General features: G+C 62.9%; 15 protein-coding genes. 5 read left to right on the top strand and 10 right to left on the bottom strand.

All coding sequences use genetic code 11. The annotated features are described in order from the left end of the window. Positions 1 to 169: 169 nt before the first annotated feature. The gene (locus KY379_RS16260; RefSeq protein WP_261240896.1) at positions 170 to 1,297 is read right to left on the bottom strand and encodes a GNAT family N-acetyltransferase; all 1,128 of its coding nucleotides are present in this window, start codon (positions 1,295 to 1,297) and stop codon (positions 170 to 172) included. 264 nt (positions 1,298 to 1,561) lie between these two features. On the opposite strand from KY379_RS16260, the gene KY379_RS16255 reads away from it, so the two are divergent. Then, on the top strand, positions 1,562 to 2,806 hold the full coding sequence (locus KY379_RS16255) for a putative porin (protein WP_133328114.1): 1,245 nt from the start codon (positions 1,562 to 1,564) through the stop codon (positions 2,804 to 2,806). A gap of 244 nt (positions 2,807 to 3,050) precedes the next feature. Here KY379_RS16255 and KY379_RS16250 read toward each other — a convergent pair whose 3' ends face one another. Together KY379_RS16250 and hrpA are read right to left on the bottom strand one after the other, a co-directional pair. Next, positions 3,051 to 4,172 (bottom strand): beta-ketoacyl-ACP synthase III, encoded by a 1,122-nt coding sequence (locus KY379_RS16250; protein ID WP_261240897.1) that lies wholly within the window; start codon positions 4,170 to 4,172, stop codon positions 3,051 to 3,053. Positions 4,173 to 4,357: 185 nt separating this feature from the next. Continuing rightward, the gene (gene hrpA / locus KY379_RS16245) at positions 4,358 to 8,263 is read right to left on the bottom strand and encodes an ATP-dependent RNA helicase HrpA (protein WP_261240898.1); all 3,906 of its coding nucleotides are present in this window, start codon (positions 8,261 to 8,263) and stop codon (positions 4,358 to 4,360) included. 502 nt (positions 8,264 to 8,765) lie between these two features. Between hrpA and KY379_RS16240 the strand changes: the two genes are divergently transcribed. Both KY379_RS16240 and KY379_RS16235 read left to right on the top strand, forming a co-directional pair. Further along, the gene (locus KY379_RS16240; protein WP_261240899.1) at positions 8,766 to 10,130 is read left to right on the top strand and encodes a glutamine synthetase family protein; all 1,365 of its coding nucleotides are present in this window, start codon (positions 8,766 to 8,768) and stop codon (positions 10,128 to 10,130) included. Between the two features lie 30 nt (positions 10,131 to 10,160). Further along, a complete protein-coding gene (locus tag KY379_RS16235) occupies positions 10,161 to 11,468 on the top strand; it encodes an NAD(P)/FAD-dependent oxidoreductase (protein ID WP_133328106.1) in 1,308 nt (435 codons plus the stop codon). Positions 11,469 to 11,515: 47 nt separating this feature from the next. Here KY379_RS16235 and fadD1 read toward each other — a convergent pair whose 3' ends face one another. Beyond that, a complete protein-coding gene (gene fadD1 / locus KY379_RS16230) occupies positions 11,516 to 13,213 on the bottom strand; it encodes a long-chain-fatty-acid--CoA ligase FadD1 (RefSeq protein WP_133328104.1) in 1,698 nt (565 codons plus the stop codon). Positions 13,214 to 13,480: 267 nt separating this feature from the next. Beyond that, positions 13,481 to 15,169, bottom strand: coding sequence for a long-chain-fatty-acid--CoA ligase FadD2 (fadD2, locus tag KY379_RS16225; RefSeq protein WP_261240900.1), 1,689 nt, complete (start codon positions 15,167 to 15,169; stop codon positions 13,481 to 13,483). Positions 15,170 to 15,374: 205 nt separating this feature from the next. Between fadD2 and KY379_RS16220 the strand changes: the two genes are divergently transcribed. Together KY379_RS16220 and KY379_RS16215 are read left to right on the top strand one after the other, a co-directional pair. Beyond that, positions 15,375 to 16,319: an alpha/beta hydrolase gene (locus KY379_RS16220; protein WP_133328100.1), complete on the top strand. Its 945-nt coding sequence runs from the start codon at positions 15,375 to 15,377 to the stop codon at positions 16,317 to 16,319. Positions 16,320 to 16,352: 33 nt separating this feature from the next. Further along, on the top strand, positions 16,353 to 16,823 hold the full coding sequence (locus KY379_RS16215; protein WP_133328098.1) for a MaoC family dehydratase: 471 nt from the start codon (positions 16,353 to 16,355) through the stop codon (positions 16,821 to 16,823). Positions 16,824 to 16,871: 48 nt separating this feature from the next. On the opposite strand, the gene KY379_RS16210 is transcribed toward KY379_RS16215, so the two are convergent. From KY379_RS16210 to KY379_RS16190, 5 genes are all read right to left on the bottom strand, one after another. Beyond that, a complete protein-coding gene (locus KY379_RS16210) occupies positions 16,872 to 18,119 on the bottom strand; it encodes an RNA polymerase sigma factor (RefSeq protein ID WP_261240902.1) in 1,248 nt (415 codons plus the stop codon). Further along, on the bottom strand, positions 18,119 to 18,601 hold the full coding sequence (locus KY379_RS16205) for an SRPBCC family protein (RefSeq protein ID WP_261240904.1): 483 nt from the start codon (positions 18,599 to 18,601) through the stop codon (positions 18,119 to 18,121). Before KY379_RS16205 ends, KY379_RS16210 begins: the two co-directional genes overlap by 1 nt. A gap of 21 nt (positions 18,602 to 18,622) precedes the next feature. Beyond that, a complete protein-coding gene (locus KY379_RS16200; RefSeq protein ID WP_261240905.1) occupies positions 18,623 to 18,967 on the bottom strand; it encodes a YciI family protein in 345 nt (114 codons plus the stop codon). Positions 18,968 to 19,011: 44 nt separating this feature from the next. Further along, the gene (locus KY379_RS16195; protein ID WP_133328090.1) at positions 19,012 to 19,437 is read right to left on the bottom strand and encodes a YybH family protein; all 426 of its coding nucleotides are present in this window, start codon (positions 19,435 to 19,437) and stop codon (positions 19,012 to 19,014) included. Between the two features lie 52 nt (positions 19,438 to 19,489). Beyond that, positions 19,490 to 19,710 (bottom strand): hypothetical protein (locus KY379_RS16190; RefSeq protein ID WP_261240907.1); only part of this gene is annotated, 221 nt, incomplete at its 5' end.

Genomic DNA, 19,710 nt, shown 5'->3' with positions numbered 1-19,710 from the left:
TGTGGAGTTGCCTGCAAGGAGAGTGTTCACTCTGTGGGAGGTGGGGGGTTGCCTGCTAGGAGGGTGTTCACTCTGTGGGAGGTGGGGGGTTGCCTGCTAGGAGGGTGTTCACTCTGTGGGAGCGGGCTTGTCCCGCGAACACAGGCGCAGCCTGTGCCACACGGCGCGATCAATCGCGCCGGTAGGGCAACATCTCCCGGGCCTGCTCGGCGTAGGCCCGCACGCCCTCACGCTCCTGCTGCAGAAACTCATCCACCGCACGTCGCAATCCGGGGTGCAACAGGTAGTGCCACGACCGCGTCAGCACCGGTTCGAAACCGCGAATCAACTTGTGTTCGCCTTGGGCGCCGGCATCGAAACGCTGGATGCCCTCGGCTATGGCGAAGTCCATGCCTTGATAGAAACAGGTCTCGAAATGCAGCCGGTCGAATTCGTCCAGGCAGCCCCAATAACGGCCATACAGGTTGTCACCACCGACCAGGCTCAGGGCCATGGCCACGTCGCGGCCACCCTGCCGAGCCATCACCACGCGCAGCGCCTCGGGCATACGCTCGGCCCATAGGCTGAAGCACTCACGGGTCAGGTAAGGCGCGCGGCGGCGTACCGCATAGGTATTGGCATAACAGCGGTAGACGAAATCCCATTGCGCCTCGCTCAGCTCGTGCCCCTGGTACCAGCGAAATTCGATGCCCTGCCCAGCTACCTGCTCACGCTCCTTGCGCATCTGCTTGCGCTTGCGCGAACTCAAGGTGTCGAGGAAGTCCTGGAAATCCCCATAGCTGCGGTTGCGCCAGTGAAACTGGCAACCCAGGCGCTCGAGCCAACCGGGCTGTCCAGCCAGGTGCTGGTCCAGCCCAGGATCGGTGAAGTTGATGTGCGCTCCGGAAAGTCCGCCCTTGCCCAGGTATTCGGGCAACGCCTGCAACAGCAGCAAGCCATCGGCGGGATCGGTCACCAACAGGCGCGGACCGGCGACAGGACTGAACGGCACCGCACCGAGCAACTTGGGGTAATAGGCGATGCCGGCACGCTCGCAGGCGTCGGCCCAACCATGGTCGAACACGTATTCGCCGAACGAATGCCATTTACGGTAGGCCGGCAGTATCGCGCGGACCTCGCCATCGCGCTCCAGCAGCAGGTGTTCGGCAGCCCAACCCGTGGCCGGTGCAACACTGCCACTGTCCTCCAGCGCAGTGAGGAAAGCGTGGCGCAAAAACGGTTGGCCGGCAGGCACCAAGGCGTCCCAGGTCGCTGCCGGTAGATCACGCAAGTGGGCAAGGCTGTAGAGGCTGGTCACGTTTTCGACTCGCAGTGGAAGGCTACCAGTATCCGGGAGAAGGCCGTTTCACTCAAATGAGCGGATGTTTTCCTCAAACCTTTCAATCTCAAACACTTAACCGCAACGCCATCAATTAGACATCAATCTGTCATTCCCCGCCGCAATACTTGCGCCTGTTTTCCGGAACCCCAGAAACCTGTCTAGCCAGGCCTTTTCCGAAGACATGCCAACTTGGGGGCGGGCGCAAAAGCCTCCCCACTTATTTCCAACAGGGAGAACCTTATGCGTCTTGTTTCTACACTTACCGGAGTGAGCCTCACCGGCATGATGCTGGCTCTGAGTACTCCGGCCAGTGCTGCAGTCGACGCCAAGCTGCTCGAAATGCTCCGCGCCAACGGTTCCATCAACCAGGCGCAGTACAACGAACTGCAGGCCGACCTGGCCACGGAAACCAAGGAAAAGGCGGATCAGAAAGCTCAGGCAGAGCGTATGAGTTCCTTCGAGCAGAAAGTTGCCTGGGCCGCCAAAACCCAGATCAAGGGTGATGTACGCCTGCGCTACGAAGACGTCAACGTCGACGACCCGAACAGCAGCAGTGGCAACCAGGACCGTCAGCGCGTGCGTGCCCGCGTCGGCTTCTATAGCGAAATCAACCCGCAGGTCGACGCTGGCGTGCGTATCGCCACCGGCAGCAGCTCCGACCGTCGCTCGACCAACCAGAGCCTGGACAACTATTTCGACAAGAAGAACCTGTGGGTCGACCTGGCGTACCTGGATTGGCACCCCACCGCACTGCCGGGCTTGCACCTGATCGGCGGCAAGATGCAACAGCCCTGGGTCAGCATGGGCGACATCATCTGGGACGGCGACATCAACCCCGAAGGCGTGGCAGCCACCTACAAGACCGACCTGGGTGGCGCCGAAGTATTCGCCAGTGCCGGTCAGTACACCCTCAAAGACAACGTCGACGGTGACGGCGTCCAGTACAAGCACGACGCGCAGCTCTACCACGGCCAGTTGGGTGCCAAGTTCGCACCGGCCGACGTCCTCAAGCTGACCGTGGGCGCGAGCATCTACGGCTATGACAATGACAAAGCCTCGGCGCTGCTGGCTTCGCTGGGCAATACCACCAACGAGTTCAATCTGGTCGAAGGCTTCGGTCAGCTCGACTTCACTGGCTTCGCCATCCCGTTGTCCGCGTACGGCCAATACGTCAAGAACACCGAGAGCACCGACGGTGCTGACGTGGGCTGGTTGGCAGGTTTGAAGACCAAGGTCGGCGCCTGGAGCCTGGATTACAACTACCGCGATGTCCAGCGTAACGCGGTGGTCAGCCTGTTCACCGACTCGGACTTCGGCAACGGCTTCACGGGTTCGCGTGGTCACAAGTTCAAGGTCGGCTACGAGATCGACAAGAACTTCTCGCTCGGTGCTGCTTACCTGATGGCCAAGACCGACCTGTCGCAATTGCCCAACAGCAATGCTGATGTCGACACCCTGCAGGTCGACCTGGAAGCCAAGTTCTAAGCGACACCCTGCTCCGTTTCACTCTGAGGCGGGAAATGCCGACCCCATCCGGCGTTTCCTGCCTTTTTTGCCTGTTGGAAATGCATCGCCCTCTTGGCGGGCAAGCCCCACGAAAGCTGTGCGGTACTTGTGGGAGATCACCCAGCCCTTCTGCGCTGTCGCGCAGAGAACTGTGGCCACTGTGGGAGCGGCGGTTCGGCGCCCCGACTTGCCCGCGAAGAGGGCTGAACAGGCGCGACAGAACTCAGCGCTTGCGCAGGATCACGCTCCCGATCGAATACCCCGCCCCAAACGAACTCAGTACACCCAGCGCACCCGGAGCCAGATCATCCTGGTACAGGTGGAAGGCAATCACCGACCCCGCCGAACTGGTATTGGCATAGCGATCGAGGATCACTGGCGCTTCCTGCTCATCCACCTCACGCCCCAACAGCTTCTTGACGATCAGGTGGTTCATGCTCAGGTTCGCCTGGTGCAGCCAGAAGCGCTTCACGTCGGATGGTTGCAGGTCGTTCTCCTCCAGGTGCTGACCAACCAGCTCGGCGACCTTCGGGCACACCTCGCGGAAGACTTTGCGCCCCTCCTGGATGAACAGCTTGTCGGGCGCACCGATGCCCTCTTCGGCTGCGCGGTTGAGGAAGCCGAAGTTGTTGCGAATGTTGTTGGAGAATTCGGTCCACAGCTTGCTGCTGACGATATCGAACTGATGCTCCGAGGTGGCCAGGTCGGCGCGCTCGATCAGCACGGCGGTGGCGGCGTCCCCGAAGATGAAATGGCTGTCGCGGTCACGGAAGTTGAGGTGGCCGGTGCACACCTCCGGGTTGACCATCAGCACCGCACGGGCCTGGCCCAGTTGCACGCTGTTGGCGGCGGTCTGAATGCCGAAGGTGGCCGACGAGCAGGCCACGTTCATGTCGAAGGCAAAGCCCTGGATGCCCAACGCCTGCTGCACTTCGATGGCAATGGCGGGGTACGGACGCTGCAGGTTGGAACAGGCGACGATCACTCCGTCGACATCCGCGGCGGTACGCCCGGCACGCTGCAAGGCCTGGCGGGCAGCGGCCACAGCCATCTCGCAGAGAATCGACGGCTCGTCGTTGGAGCGCTCCGGCAGGCGCGGCTTCATGCGCTGCGGGTCGAGAATGCCGTCCTTGTCCATGACGAAGCGGCTCTTGATGCCCGAGGCCTTCTCGATGAACGCGGCGCTGGATTCGGGCGCGGCTTCGAGTTCGCCGCGCTCGATGGCGGCGGCGTTGTCCTGGTTGTACTGCTGCGCCCAGGTGTTGAAGGACTGCACCAGTTCTTCGTTGGAAATGCTCTGGGCCGGGGTATACAGGCCGGTGCCGCTGATCACGACGTTATGCACGGTCGTTCCTCTGGTCAAAGGCCATCGCCACGGGGCGCTGGCAGAAAACATGACTGAATAATGGCACTTTAGTACCAACTCAATGACGAGGGCAGTGCCCTCCTACGCGGGTTCCTCGACTCTGCCCCCGCGAAAGGGCCGCAACGCGGCCCAAATTGCCTCAATATTGCCACATCTGCGGAAGTTTAGCCTTCCACCTGACTCCACTGCTTGCTCAGTCGCTTGTCCGAAATAGGCACCTTGGTCCCCAACTGCTGGGCGAACAACGACACCCGGTATTCCTCCAACCACCAGCGGTACAGGGTCAACTGCTCGTCACGCTTGCCTTCCTGGGCATGCTTGTCGGCACGGGCCTTGTACTGGGCCCAGAGGTTGCCCAGTTCGCCGCTCCACACCCGGTCCTTCTGCACCTGCGCACCGAGTTTTTCCAGGCGCAGTTCCACCGCCTTGAGGTAGCGCGGCAACTCCTTGAACCAGGCATTCGGCGTCTCGCGCACGAAGCCCGGATACACCAGGTTGGCCAATTGCTGCTTGATGTCGTTGAGCGCAACTGCCTGGCTCAGGTCGATCTTGCCCTTGAAGCGCTTCTGCAGGCCATGCCACAGCTTGAGGACCTCCAGGGTCTGGCGCGCCAGGCGCTCGGCATGCTCTGCCCAGTTGCCGCGCTTGCGTTCGGCGAGTCCGGCCAGCGCGGCACCATCGCGGGGCAACGGTGACTCGCCTTCGAGGATGCAGGTGTCCAGGCTCGCCAGCAGGATGTCCTCCACCAGCGCTTCGATACGGCCCAGCTCCCGGTACAAAAGGCCCAACTCGGTCAGGCCCGGCAGCTTGCCGCGCAGGAACTTGGCCGGCTCCGCCAGCTGTTGCAGCAACAGACGCTGCAGGGCGCGGCGGTGCTGGAATTCGGCCTCGGCCTGGGTCGAGAAACGCCCTTCGCGAACCGTGCCGTTTTCCTCGACCAGTGCTGGGTAAACCGTCATCGACAGCCCGGCGATCTTCTGCTGAGCCGTCTGCGCAACTTCGCTGAAAGCCTTGGCCTGCACCGGTTGTTCGGCCTTGTCGTTACGCGGAACGGCCAAGGCCGCCTGGCTGGCGGCAGCGAAGCGCGCGGTCAGTTCAGCCAGATCACGGCCCTCGCCAAGGAACTTGCCCTGGCCATCGAGAACTTCGATGTTCATCCGCAGATGCCCTTCGACCAGGCTCACCGACTCCTCCCAAGCTTCGTCCGGCACACGGGCACCGGTCATGCGCAGCAGTTCCTGGCCCAGCGCCTGAGGCAACGCGCCCTGGCCGAAACTCATGCGCGCCAGCGCCGCCTTGACGAAGTCAGGCACCGGCACGAAGTTCTTGCGCAGGGCCTTGGGCAGGTTGCGTACCAGTGCCACGCACTTGGCTTCGATCAGCCCTGGCACCAGCCATTCCAGGCGCTCGCCCGGCAGGCTCGGCAGCAATGGGGCTGGCACGCGCACCGTTACGCCGTCCCGGGGGTGCCCAGGTTCGAAGTGGTAGCTCAGCGGCAGGCGCAGATCGCCCAACTGTAGGGTGTCCGGGTATTGCGCCGCAGTGACCTCGCTGGCCTCACGGGCCAGAACGTCTTCCTCGCGCATGATCAGCAGGTTGGCGTCCTTCTGGCTGTTCATCCGATACCAGCTGTCGAAGGTCGCGGTCTGGTGGATCTCCGCGGGCAGGCGCGCCTCGTAGAAGGCGTAGAGGGTTTCCTCGTCGGCCAGGATGTCACGCCGGCGGGCCTTGGCCTCCAGCTCGTCGAGCTGTTCGAGCAGGCGCTTGTTGGCCGCCAGGCATTTGGCCCGTGACTGGATTTCCCCCCCCACCAAGCCTTCACGAATGAACAGCTCCCGCGAGATGACCGGATCGATCGGGCCGAAGTGCACGGGGCGGCGACCGACCAGGATCAAGCCGTACAAGGTGATCTGTTCGTAGGCCACCACCTGCCCGCGCTTCTTCTCCCAATGCGGTTCGAAGTGGTTCTTCTTGACCAGGTGGCCGGCCAACGGCTCGATCCAGTCGGGCTCGATCTTGGCCACCATCCGCGCATACAGTTTGGTGGTTTCGACCAGTTCGGCTGCCATCACCCACTGCGGGCGCTTGCGCCCGATGCCTGACGATGGATGGACCCAGAAGCGCCGTTGACGAGCACCTTGGTAGTCGCCTTCATCGGTCTTGTGGCCGATCTGGCTGAGCAGTCCACTGAGGATCGCCTTGTGCAGCTTCTGGTAATCGCACGGTTCCTTGTTCACCGCCAGTTGCAGGTCGCGGCAGATCAGCGCCAGCTGGCGGTGGGCGTCTCGCCATTCACGAAGCCGCAGGTAATTGAGGAAGTGCTTGCGGCACCAGTTGCGCAGCGGACTGGCGGTCAAAGCCTGACGCTGCTCCTCGAAGCCACGCCACAGATTCACCAACGCGGCGAAGTCGGAATCGACATCCTTCCACTGGGCATGCGCCTGGTCGGCGGCCTGCTGGCGCTCGGGTGGGCGCTCGCGGGGGTCTTGTACCGACAAGGCACTGGCCACGATCAACACCTCCTGCAGGCTGCCCTGGCGGGCGCCTTCGAGGAGCATGCGACCCAGCCGAGGATCGATCGGCAAACGCGCCAATTGGCGCCCGAGCGGGGTCAGCTGGTTCTCGCGGTTGACCGCCGACAGCTCCTGCAACAAATTGAAGCCATCGCTGATGGCCTTGCCATCCGGCGGCTCGATGAAGGGGAAAGCGTCGATGGCGCCTAGGCGCAGGTGCAACATCTGCAGGATCACCGCCGCCAGGTTGGTGCGCAGGATCTCTGGATCGGTGAAGGCAGGCCGGCCGTTGAAGTCCTCCTCGCTGTACAGCCGTACGCAAATACCAGGCTCGACCCGTCCACAACGCCCCTTGCGCTGATTGGCGCTGGCCTGGGACACCGCCTCGATCGGCAGGCGCTGGACCTTGGCGCGGTAGCTGTAGCGGCTGATGCGGGCAGTACCGGTATCGATCACGTAACGAATGCCGGGTACGGTCAGCGAGGTTTCCGCCACGTTGGTGGCAAGCACCACCCGACGTCCGGTGTGCGGCTGGAAAATGCGTTGCTGCTCGGCCGGCGACAAGCGTGCGTAAAGCGGCAGGATCTCGGTGTGGCGCAGCTGCGCCTTGCGCAGAATCTCGGCGGCATCGCGGATCTCACGCTCGCCAGGCAGGAACACCAGCACATCGCCCGGCCCCTTGCCGTTGCTGCGCTCGTGGTGGGCGATCTCGTCGAGGGTGGCGAGGATCGCCTGGTCGACCGTGAGGTCCTCCTCGACCTGATTGCCTTCCTCGTCCTGTTCGCTGGTCAATGGCCGGTACCAGGTTTCGACGGGGTAGGTACGGCCGGACACCTCGATGATCGGCGCGCCATCGAAGTGCTTGGAGAAGCGCTCAGGGTCGATGGTCGCCGAGGTGATGATCAGTTTCAGGTCAGGCCGGCGGTGCAGCAGGGTCTTGAGGTAGCCGAGCAGAAAATCGATGTTCAGACTGCGCTCGTGGGCTTCGTCGACGATGATCGTGTCGTAGCGCTCGAGGAAGCGATCGTGCTGGGTCTCGGCCAACAGGATGCCGTCGGTCATCAGCTTGACCAGGGTGTTGGCATCGCTCTGGTCCTCGAAGCGCACCTGATAGCCGACCAGCGCGCCCAGCGGCGTGCCGAGTTCTTCGGCGACCCGGGCCGCCACGCTGCGTGCCGCGATCCGGCGGGGCTGGGTATGGGCGATCAGACCATGGCTACCCCGGCCCAACTCCAGACAGATCTTCGGCAACTGGGTAGTCTTGCCCGATCCGGTTTCGCCGGCGATCACCAACACCTGATGCTCGGCCAGGGCCTTCTTGATTTCGTCGCGCTTGGCGGCGATCGGCAGGCTGTCGTCGTAGCGAATCTGCGGCACGCTGTTCTGCCGTGCGGTGACCTGGGCGCAGGACGCCTGGACCTTCTCCACCCACTGCGCGAGCTTCGCCTCATCGGGGCGCTTGCGCAGCTCATGCAATTGCCGGCGCAGACGGTGGCGGTCGGCGATCATGGCGTGGTCGAGGTTTTGCAGCAGTTTGTCGATGGCGTGGTCAGTCATGGGGCTTTTTAGTGATGCAGGTGAGCCTGCTTTTTCATGATCGGCATTCGTGAGGATGCGCGATTGTCGCAGATTTGTGGGTTCTTTGCTTTCTGTGCAGGCCCTTTCGCGGGTAAACCCGCTCCTACAGGATTGCGTCGAGTCTGAAAGCGAAAGGGCCCGCCCTAACGCCCCAAATGTTTAGCCAACCCCAACGTAAAGGTTGCCATTCACTGCTTTAATCAACCTTAAGCCCCATGTGAGTATCCAAGGCATGATCCCCGTCCCGACCATCGCGCCCCCGCTGCCCCGCCCTTCGCTACCGAAGGCCAGGACCTGCGCCGGTGAAAATCCGCTGGTCCACGTCATCCTCGCCTTCTGGGCCCTGTGGCACTGCCGGCACGCCCGCCCACCGGATACCTCGCTCTCGCCCCTGTGACCGAACGCGGCCGTTCTCTGGCCGCTCGACCCAGCTGGACCGCCCGCAAACGTGGCGGCCCGGTGTGCCCACGAGCGAAAAAACATGCACTTTGCACCTGTAGAGCAGGCCAGCCAGTTTCTGGCTGCCAACCCCGATGTCGAACTGTTCGAACTGTTCATCCTCGACGCCAATGGCGTGCCCCGCGGCAAGCTGCTGCACCGCGACGAATTGCTGGCGGTGTACCAGAGCGGTCGACCGCTGCCGAGTACCATCCTCGGCCTGACCGTCAATGGCGACGACGTGGAAAACTCAGGCCTGGTCTGGGACGTCGGCGATATCGACTGCCGCGCCTACCCTCTGGAAGGCAGCTTGGTACGGCTGCCCTGGCGGCGAGTGCCGACGGCTGCAGTGCAGGTCAGCATGCACCCGACCGAGGGCCTGCCCGCCAGTGTCGCCGACCCTCGCCATGTACTGTTGCGTACCATCGAAGCACTCAAGGCCGACGGCTACCACCCGGTGATGGCCTGCGAGCTGGAGTTCTACCTGCTCGACCAGCAACGCGATGCCCAGGGCCGCCCGCAGCCGGCCCTGGACAGCGATGGCGGTCGTCCACGATCGACCCAGGTGTACGGCTTGCGTGAACTGGAGCAGATCGAGCCGTTCCTCGCCGACCTCTATGCCGCCTGCAAGGCCCAAGGGATTCCCGCACGCACGGCGATCTCCGAATACGCGCCCGGCCAGGTGGAAATCACCCTGGAGCACGGCGACGCGTTGGCTGCGATGGATCAGGCTGTGCGCTACAAGCGCCTGGTAAAAGGCGTGGCGCACGCCCATGGCATGCAGGCGTGCTTCATGGCCAAGCCCTTCGCGCACCTGGCCGGCACCGGCATGCACATGCACCTGAGCTTGGCCGACAGCGCTGGCAACAACCTGTTCGCCAGTGACGACAAGGCCGGCACTCCATTGTTGCGTCAGGCTGTGGCCGGCATGTTGCGCCACCTGCGCGACTCGCTGTTGCTGTTCTGCCCCAACGCCAACTCGTTCCGCCGCTTCCAGGCCAACAGCTATGCACCGCTGGCGCCGACCTGGGGCGTCGACAACCGCACGGTCAGCCTGCGGGTGCCCGGTGGCCCAGCGGCCAGCCGGCATATCGAACACCGCATCTGTGGTGCCGACGCCAACCCCTATCTGGCCGCTGCAGCCATCCTGGCGGCCACCCACAGCGGTATCCGCGAGCAGCTCGATCCCGGCGCGCCGGTCGAAGGCAACGGCTATGCCCAGGCCAACGAGCACCTGCCCACCGACTGGCTCAGCGTGCTCGAGACCCTGGAGCGATCGACCTGGGCCCGCGAAGCGCTTGGCGAGGCGTTTCTCGGCGTATACCTGAAGGTCAAGCGTGCCGAGTACCGCCAGTTCATGGCCGAAGTCAGCGAGCAGGACTGGCGCTGGTACCTGCACCAGGCCTGAGCCCTACCCCATTCAGAACAAGGAACACCCATGAACGCAGCAGCGAACCACGGCCCGGCCCAGCGCGCGCCGTCCTACTACAGTGCCAGCCTCAACGACCACACCGAATACCCGCAGCTCGAAGGCACGGTACAGGTCGACGTCGCCATCATCGGCGGCGGCTTCACCGGCGTTGCCACCGCCGTGGAACTGGCCGAACGTGGCCTGAAAGTGGCCATCGTCGAAACCAACCGCATCGGCTGGGGGGCCAGTGGCCGCAATGGCGGTCAGGTGACCGGCAGTCTCTCGGGTGACGAGGCCATGCGTGCACAGATGCGTAACCGTCTGGGCACCGAAGTGGATGACTTCATCTGGCACCTGCGCTGGCGCGGGCACCAGGTGATCGAGCAGCGCGTGGCGCGCTACGGCATCGAGTGCGATCTCAAGCGAGGTCACCTGCATGCCGCGATGAAACCTTCGCACATGAATGAACTACGCAGCTTCGAGGCCGAAGCCCACCGCCGCGGCATGGGCGAGCAGGTGCAGTTGCTCGACCGCGAAGGTGTCGCCCGCCACCTGCAGAGCCCGCTGTACCTGGGTGCACTGAAGAATCAGCGCAACCTGCACCTGCACCCGCTCAACCTGTGCCTGGGCGAGGCCCGCGCAGCCCATGGCCTGGGCGCGCTGATCTTCGAGAACTCCGAAGTGCTGGACATCGTCCACGGCCCGCGCCCTGCCGTGGTCACCGCCAAGGGGCGGATCGAAGCGCGCCAGGTGATGCTGGCCGGCGACGTCTACCACAAGCTGGAAAAACGCCAGCTCAAGGGCAAGATCTTTCCCGCCATGGGCGGCATCGTCACCACCGCACCGCTGGGTGACCTGGCCGAGCAGATCAACCCGCAGGATCTGGCGGTGTACGACTGCCGCTTCGTCCTCGACTACTACCGTCTCACCGCCGACAAGCGACTGCTGTTCGGCGGTGGCGCCAACTATTCGGGCCGGGACTCACGCGATATCGAAGGCGAACTGCGCCCCTGCATCGAACGCACCTTTCCGGCACTCAAAGGCGTGCCGATCGAGTTCCAGTGGAGCTGCGCCATGGGTATCGTGGTCAATCGCATCCCACAGCTGGGCAAGCTGTCGGACAACGTCTGGTACTGCCAGGGCTACTCTGGGCACGGTATCGCCACCAGCCACATCATGGGCGAGATCATGGCCGAGGCGCTCACGGGCACATTGGAGAAGTTCGACACCTTCGCCGCGTGCAAGCACGTGCGCGTGCCGATGGGAGATCTGCTGGGCAATCCGCTGTTGGCGGCGGGGATGTGGTACTACCAGATGCTCGAAAAGCTGCGCTGATTTCAGCAGCCTCATCGCCGGCAAGCCGGCGATGAGGCCTGCGCAGATCAGGCGATCTTCTTCAGACCTTGCTTCTTCAACTCTTCATCACGCAGTTCACGGCGCAGGATCTTGCCGACGTTGGTGGTCGGCAGCGAATCGCGAAACTCGATGTAGCGCGGCACCTTGTAACCGGTGACGTTGGCACGCATGTGCTGCATGACCTGCTCCTTGGTCAAGGTCATGCCCGGCTTGACCACGATGAACACCTTGATCACTTCACCGGATTTCTCATCCGGCACACCAATGGCGGCGCACTGCAGCACCCCCGGCAGGCTGGCGAGCACATCTTCGAGCTCGTTGGGATACACGTTGAAACCGGAAACCAGGATCATGTCCTTCTTGCGGTCGACGATGCGCATGTAGCCATCGGGCTGGATCAGCGCGATGTCACCGGTCTTGAGCCAGCCCTCGCCGTCGAGGATCTCCGCGGTAGCCTCCTCGCGCTGCCAGTAGCCTTTCATCACCTGCGGCCCCTTGATGCACAACTCGCCAATCTCGCCCAGCGGCAACTCGTTACCGCTGTCGTCGATGACCTTGCACAGGGTCGACGGCACCGGAATGCCGATGGTGCCGACCTGGTTGGCTTCGGCCGGGTTGACCGTGGCCACCGGACTGGTCTCGGTCATGCCGTAGCCTTCGCAGATGGCGCAGCCGGTAACGGCATTCCAGCGCTCGGCCACGCTCAGTTGCAGGGCCATGCCGCCGGAGAGGGTGATCTTCAGCGCGGAGAAGTCCAGCGCGCGGAATGCCTCGTTGTTGCACAGGGCGACGAACAAGGTGTTGAGGCCGACGAAGCCGCTGAACTTCCACTTGCCCAGTTCCTTGACCATCGCCGACAAGTCGCGCGGATTGCTGATCAGCACGTTGTGGTTACCGATCAGCATCATCGCCATGCAATGGAAGGTGAAGGCATAGATGTGGTACAGCGGCAGCGGAGTGATGAGGATCTCGCAGCCCTCCTGCAGATTGGCTCCCATCAATGCCCGGCATTGCAGCATGTTGGCCACCAGGTTGCGATGGGTGAGCATCGCCCCCTTGGCTACGCCCGTGGTGCCCCCGGTGTATTGCAACACCGCCACGTCATTGGCCTGAGGATTGGCCTCGGTAACCGGCTGGCCCTTGCCCAGCGCCAATGCGTCGTTGAAGCGCACCGCCTGGGGCAGGCGGTAGGCCGGCACCATCTTCTTCACGTACTTGATCACGCTGTTGATCAGCAGGCGCTTGAGTGGCGGCAACAGGTCAGCCACTTCGGTGACGATGACGTGCTTGACCTGGGTCTTGGGCACCACCTTCTCGGCGAGGTGGGCCATGTTCGCCAGACACACCAGGGCCTTGGCCCCCGAGTCATTGAACTGGTGCTCCATCTCCCGCGCCGTGTACAACGGGTTGGTGTTGACCACGATCAAGCCCGCGCGCATTGCCCCGAACACCGCCACCGGGTATTGCAGGACGTTTGGCAGTTGCACGGCGATACGGTCGCCAGGCTTGAGGTCGGTGTGCTGTTGCAGCCAGGCCGCGAACGCCCCGGACAAGGTATACAGCTCGCCGTAGGTGATAGTCTTGCCCAGGTTGCTAAAGGCCGGTTTGTCGGCAAAGCGTTGGCAGGATTGCTTGAGTACTGCCTGGATATTGGGAAATTCGTCAGGATTGATTTCCGCCGTAATCCCGGCTGGGTACTTATCCTTCCAAAAATGTTCGATCATGGAAGCCCACTCCTTCAGCAACAGCGAAGTTCGATTCACGCGTCGATGCGTTTATTATTGATATGAATGACGCTTCGTTGGAGAGCGAAACGTCTGAAAGCGCGCCGAGCGTAACAGCTTTGCCTAGGGCCGCCTAGAGCCAAAGTGAGGCCTTACGGTCACCAAAATGACTCAATGAACTATCTGAGTCATTTTTAGAGTAATTATCCAAAATGTCGCAAAACAGGCCAAAAGCGGCCTGTTAGAGCGGCTTGATCGCGACGGCCGTCAGGCGATATCACGCAACTCGCGGCGCAGAATCTTGCCCACCGGTGTCATCGGCAACGCATCCCTCAAAACGATGTGCTTTGGCACCTTGTAGCCGGTGAAGTTGGCCTTGCAATAATCCTTGAGCTCCTCGACCGTCACGCCGCCGGCACGTGGCACGACGAACAGTTTCACCGCCTCCCCCGAACGCTCGTCCGGCACGCCGATGACCGCGCAATTGGCCACCTGCGGGTGCCCCATGATCACGTCCTCGATTTCGTTGGGGTACACGTTGAAGCCCGAGACGATGATCATGTCCTTCTTGCGGTCGACGATTCGGGTGAAACCGTCCGGGTCGATCACCGCAATGTCACCGGTCTTGAACCAGCCCTCGGCATCCAGGGCCTGGGCGGTGGCTTCCGGTTGCTGCCAGTAGCCCTTCATCACCTGCGGACCCTTGATGCACAACTCGCCCCGCTCGCCCAGCGGCAACTCGTTGCCGTCGTCATCGATCACCTTGAAGGCCGTGCCGGCCACCGGAATGCCGACCGTGCCGATGCGTGCCAACTGGCCGTAGGGGTTGGTGCTGGCTACTGGTGAGGTTTCGGTCAGTCCGTAGCCCTCGACGATACGGCAGCCGGTAAGGCTCTCCCAGCGCTCGGCAGTCGCCTTGACCAGGGCCGTGCCGCCGGAATTGGTGATCTTCAGTGCCGAAAAGTCCAGCTGGCGGAAGCCTGGGTGATCCATCAGCGCCACGAACAGGGTATTGAGCCCCAGCAGCGCTGAAAACCGCCATTTGCCCAGTTCCTTGATGAATCCTGGGATATCCCGCGGATTGGTGATCAGCACGTTGTGATTGCCGCTGACCATCATGCACATGCAGTTCGCGGTGAAGGCATAGATGTGATAGAGCGGCAATGGCGCGATCATCACCTCCTGCCCCTCCTTGAGCAGCTTTTGTCCGTCCGGCCCCTGTTGCGACAGGCAGGCCAGCACCTGCAGCATGTTGGCGACCAGGTTGGCATGGGTCAGCATGGCGCCCTTGGCCAGGCCCGTGGTGCCGCCGGTGTACTGCAGTACGGCGATATCCTCCAGCCCCAGCGGTACGGGCTTGCAGACCAGCCCTTGGCCTTGGCGCAGCGCCTGCTTGAACGGCACGGCCTGGGGCAGGCTGTAGGCCGGGACCATTTTCTTGAGTTTGTCGACCACGGTGTTGACCAGCCAACCCTTGGCCGCGGGCAGCATGTCGCCCATCTTCGCCTCGATCAGGTATTCGATGGCGGTATCGCCGACCACCTCCTGCACCCGCTTGCCGAACATATTCAGGTACACCAGCGCCCGAGCCCCGGAGTCCTTGAACTGGTGGCGCATCTCGCGCTCGGTGTACAGCGGATTGGTATTGACCACGATGAGTCCGGCGCGCAGGGCGCCAAAAACCGCAATCGGGTGTTGCAGGACGTTGGGCATCTGCACTGCGATGCGATCGCCTGGCGCGAGGTCGGTGTTGTGCTGCAGCCAGGCGGCGAAGGCCGCGGAGTGGCGATCGAGATCGGCATAGCTCAGGGTCACCCCGAGATTGCTGTAGGCCGGCCGGTCGGCGAAGCGCTTGCAAGAGCGCTCGAATACCTCGACCACCGAGGCGTAGGCATGGATATCGATGGTGGAAGGAACCCCCGCGGGGCGCTTGTCGTTCCAGAAATCGGCTTGCATTTATTGTTCTTCCTCTACCTGGGCGAGTTTCCCTGATCTGATCGCCACGCGACGAAAAGGCACACCCTCGACGTTAGCAGTTAAGCCCCAGGTGGCCTATGCGCAACCTGCCGCCATTAACATCGTGAATCTTATTTGTGCCATTCCTGCAATTGCGTGGGTTGCGCGTACACTGAGCGGATGAGCCTTGTGCCAGGGAACCACCATGCCCTACGACGCCTTCTGGCTACCTGCCAGCGAGCATTGCAGCCTTTATGTACACCAGTGGCTGCCGGCCACCCCGGTCAAGGCCGTGGTCCTGCTCGTGCACGGCATGGCCGAGCATGCCGGGCGCTATGACCACTTCGGCCGCATCCTGAGCAATGCTGGCTACGCCTTGCTGGCGGCTGACCTGCGCGGTCACGGGCGCACCGCCGAGCTCGGCAGCCTGGGCCTGTTCGCCCGCAAACAGGGTTGGGAAGCCGTGGTCGACGACCTGGGACTGTTGGCGCAACACATCGGTCAGCAGTTCCCCGGTACGCCTTTGTTTCTGTTCGGCCACAGCATGGGCAGTTACATCGCCCAGGCCTACCTGATGCACCACAGCGCGAGCCTGCAAGGGGCGATTCTCAGCGGTTCCAACTATCAACCCGCTGCTCTGTACCGCCTGGCCCGGCTGATCGCGCGCGCAGAAACCTGGCGCCAGGGGCCGCTGGGCCGCAGTGCATTGCTCGAGTGGTTGTCGTTCGGTAGCTTCAACAAGGCCCTGCGCCCGACCCGTACCGCTTTCGACTGGTTGAGCCGCGACCCTGCGCAGGTGGACAAGTACATTCACGACCCCCTGTGCGGCTTTCGCTGCAGCAACCAATTGTGGCTCGATCTGCTGCACGGACTGGCGCACATCAGTCAGGCGAAGAACCTCGCCCAGATCGACCCGAACCTGCCGCTGCTGGTCATCGGCGGCGAATGTGATCCGGTGAGTGCCGGCAAGCGTCTGAAGAAACTGGCCGACGCCCTGAGCGCGACCGGAAACCTTCATGTACAGTTGCGGGTTTACCCCGGCGCTCGCCATGAAGTGCTCAACGAAACCAACCGTGACGAGGTCACAGCCGATATCCTCGGCTGGCTGGAGCAGGCACTGGCCCTTTGCCGCCCTGCCCGCAGTGAATGATCGCGGCCTCGTCCGCCCATTAAGGAAGCCCCGATGACCCAGGTCACCAACACGCCTTACGAAGCCCTCGAAGTCGGCCAGAAGGCCAGCTACGAGAAGTCCGTGGAAGAACGCGACATCCAGCTGTTCGCCGCGATGTCCGGTGACCACAACCCGGTCCACCTGGATGCCGAGTTTGCTGCCAAGAGCATGTTCCGCGAGCGTATTGCCCATGGCATGTTCAGCGGTGCACTGATCAGTGCCGCGGTGGCCTGCACCCTGCCGGGACCCGGCACCATCTATCTGGGCCAGCAGATGAGCTTCCAGAAGCCGGTGAAGATCGGCGACACCCTGACCGTGCGCCTGGAAATCCTCGAAAAACTGCCGAAATTCAAGGTGCGCATCGCCACCAACGTGTACAACCAGAACGACGAGCTGGTGGTCGAAGGCGTCGCCGAGATCCTGGCGCCACGCAAGCAGCAGACCGTCGAACTGGTATCGCCGCCGAATTTCGTGGCCAGCTGACAGCGCCGCCGAATGCTTCGCAGGCCTAACCGCCAATAGGCGAGGCGGTCACCGCCTGTGTGCCAAGGCCTGCAGACGCTGCTCGATATGGCGCCGCTCCGGCGCCTGCCGGGTAAGCGTCAATGCCTGACGCCAGGCCGATCGCGCTGCGTCGACATTGCCCAATTGTTGATGCAGTTCCGCTCGCGCCGCATGCGCCAGGTGATAATCGCGCAATTCCCCCGCGGCCAGAATCGTCTCGACCGCCTGCAACCCGGCCTGCGGCCCGTCCCGCTTGGCCAACGCCACTGCCCTGTTCAGCGCCACCACCGGCGACGGCCAGTGCCGTTGCAGTACATCGTAGAGCCCAACGATCTCCGCCCAATCGGTGGCCTCGGCATTCGGCGCTTCGGCATGCAGGGCGGCGATCGCTGCCTGCACGGTGTAGGCGCCGAATGCACGACTGGTCAACGCCTGACGCACCAACGCGCAGCCTTCCTCGATCTGCTCTCGGTCCCACAGGCTACGGTCCTGTTGGTCGAGCAGCACCAGGTTGCCCTCAGCATCGCTGCGCGCCCGCTGGCGTGAGGCTTGCAGCAGCATCAACGCTAGCAGGCCGGTGGCCTCGGCGTCCGGCAGCAAGCCCACCAGCAGACGGCCGAGCCGGATCGCTTCATCGCTCAACTCCCGCTGCAACAAGGCCTCGCCCGACGATGCCGAGTAGCCTTCGTTGAATACCAGGTAGATCACCCGCAGCACGCTGTCCAAACGCTCCGGCAGCTCATGCAGCTCGGGTACCTGGTAGGGAATACCCGCATCGCGAATCTTGGCCTTGGCCCGGACGATGCGCTGGGCAATGGTTGCCGGACTCAACAGGAACGCCCGGGCAATCTGCTCGGTGGTCAGGTCACAGACCTCGCGCAACGTCAGTGGCACCTGGGCGTCGGCCGCCAACGCTGGGTGGCAGCAGGTGAAGATCAACCGCAGGCGGTCGTCGTCAAGCAGCTCGTCTTCGCTCGGATCGCCGCCATGGCCTTCGATGAGCATCATCAGGTCCGCCTGGGAGCGGTCGAAACGGGCGCGCCGACGCAGCGCATCGATGGCCTTGAAACGCCCGGTGGAGACCAGCCAGGCCCGCGGATTGGCAGGAACCCCATCACGTTGCCAGCGCTCGACCGCGACGAAGAAGGCTTCATGCAAGGCCTCCTCGGCCAAGTCGAAATCACCCAGCAGACGAATCAGCGTCGCCAGGATTCGCCTGGATTCCTGGCGGTACACCGCCTCGACCTCGGCACGAACCTGGTCCTGCGGCGCCATCAGTCTGGCATCCGCTGGACCACAGCCTCCAAGCGATCGAGGCTTTCCCCCCAGCCCTGGTAGAAGCCCATTTCTTCATGGGCGCGGCAGTCGGCGGCGCTCCAGTGTAGGGCACGCGCGGTGTAGCGGGTCTTGCCGTGCTCGTCGTCGAAGGTGATCACTGCGGTCATGAAGGCTTTGTTCGACGGCACCCAGCCTGGACTGAACGCATCGGTGAACACCAGGCGGTGAGGTGCGGAAATGTCCAGGAACACACCCTGGGTCGGGTACTCGGCGCCATCGGGAGCACGCATGAGCGTGCGGAACAGCCCGCCGACCCACAACTGCATTTCGCACTCGGGGGTGGTCATGCCGTGCGGCCCCCACCACTGACTCAACCAGTGGGGATCGGTCCAGGCACGAAAGACCTTGGCCGCAGGTGCATCGAGCAATCGGCTGATGGCCAACTCATGCTGCGCTGGCGCCGGTTGTGCAAGGCTCATTATTGTTGTTCTCCATCGCTGTCAGGGTTGCAGTTCGCGCACCGGCCGTACTTCGACGCTGCCGACCCGCGCCGCCGGGATGCCCCTGGCGATGTTCAATGCCTCGTTGAGGTCGCGGGCATCGACCAGGTAGAACCCGGCCAACTGCTCCTTGGTTTCGGCGAACGGCCCATCGGTGAGGCTCATGCGCCCACCGCGCACGCGCACCGTGGTGGCAGTCTGCACCGGCTTGAGCGCCTCGGCGGCGAGCATACGCCCGGAGCCGTGCAGGCTTTCGGCGTAGGCCAGGCATTCGGCATCTTCGGGACTGTCCGGCAGGCTGTGCAGCAGCCCTTCGTCACAATAGACCAGGCACAGGTATTTCATCGTCGTCTCCAGGACATTGGCAACGTGCGTTTGGCGATAGCGGATCACGGTTTGAGATCGAAACGTGCTTTTTGCGTTTCCATGTCGAACGGCGCCGACCAGTGTTCGTGGATCACCTGCCACTGCCCTGCCGTGCGGCGGTAGGCCACCGTGGCGCGCATGAAGCCGCATTGGTTCTCGTCGTCGGCGGGACCACAGCGATTGAGCCAATGGGCCAGGCCCAGGTCACCGTCGGCATGCACGGTCAGTTGTGTCTGCTCGAACACCATAGGCCCGGTGCAGAAGCCCATGCACATTTCCCAGTGTTTCTGGTAGACGTCCTTGCCCTTGAATTGCAAGGCGGCAATCGCATCGAAGGCAACGATATCGTCGGCATAGGGTGCAACGATGGCCGCAATGTCACGGTCACGTACGGCCTGCATCCAACGCTCGATCAGTTCTCGGATCTGGGTTTCGGCTGCGCTGTTCATGGGGCGTTCTCCGCTCGGCGATGAGGTAGGGGCGCAGGCACTGCATGCGCTTTCATCTCATAGTCGAACGGTAGTCGGCAGAATCGACAGCTTCGGCTTTTTTTGGTTCTTTACGGGTTGTCGGGGCTTGGCTTGGCGGCTTGGCGGCTTGGCGGCTTGGCGGCTTGGCATTTAGATCGTGAGCTGATCCATTGTTTGTAGCGGCGCTACTGGCCCCTTCCGCCTTTACGGCGGGCAACTTTTTTCTTGGAAAAAGTTGCACAAAACCGCTTG

Source organism: Pseudomonas sp. HD6422, from assembly GCF_025377065.1.
GTDB lineage: Bacteria > Pseudomonadota > Gammaproteobacteria > Pseudomonadales > Pseudomonadaceae > Aquipseudomonas > Aquipseudomonas putida_U.
Note: the sequence above shows the minus strand (reverse complement) of the source record. Positions and strands in the feature narration are given on the sequence as shown.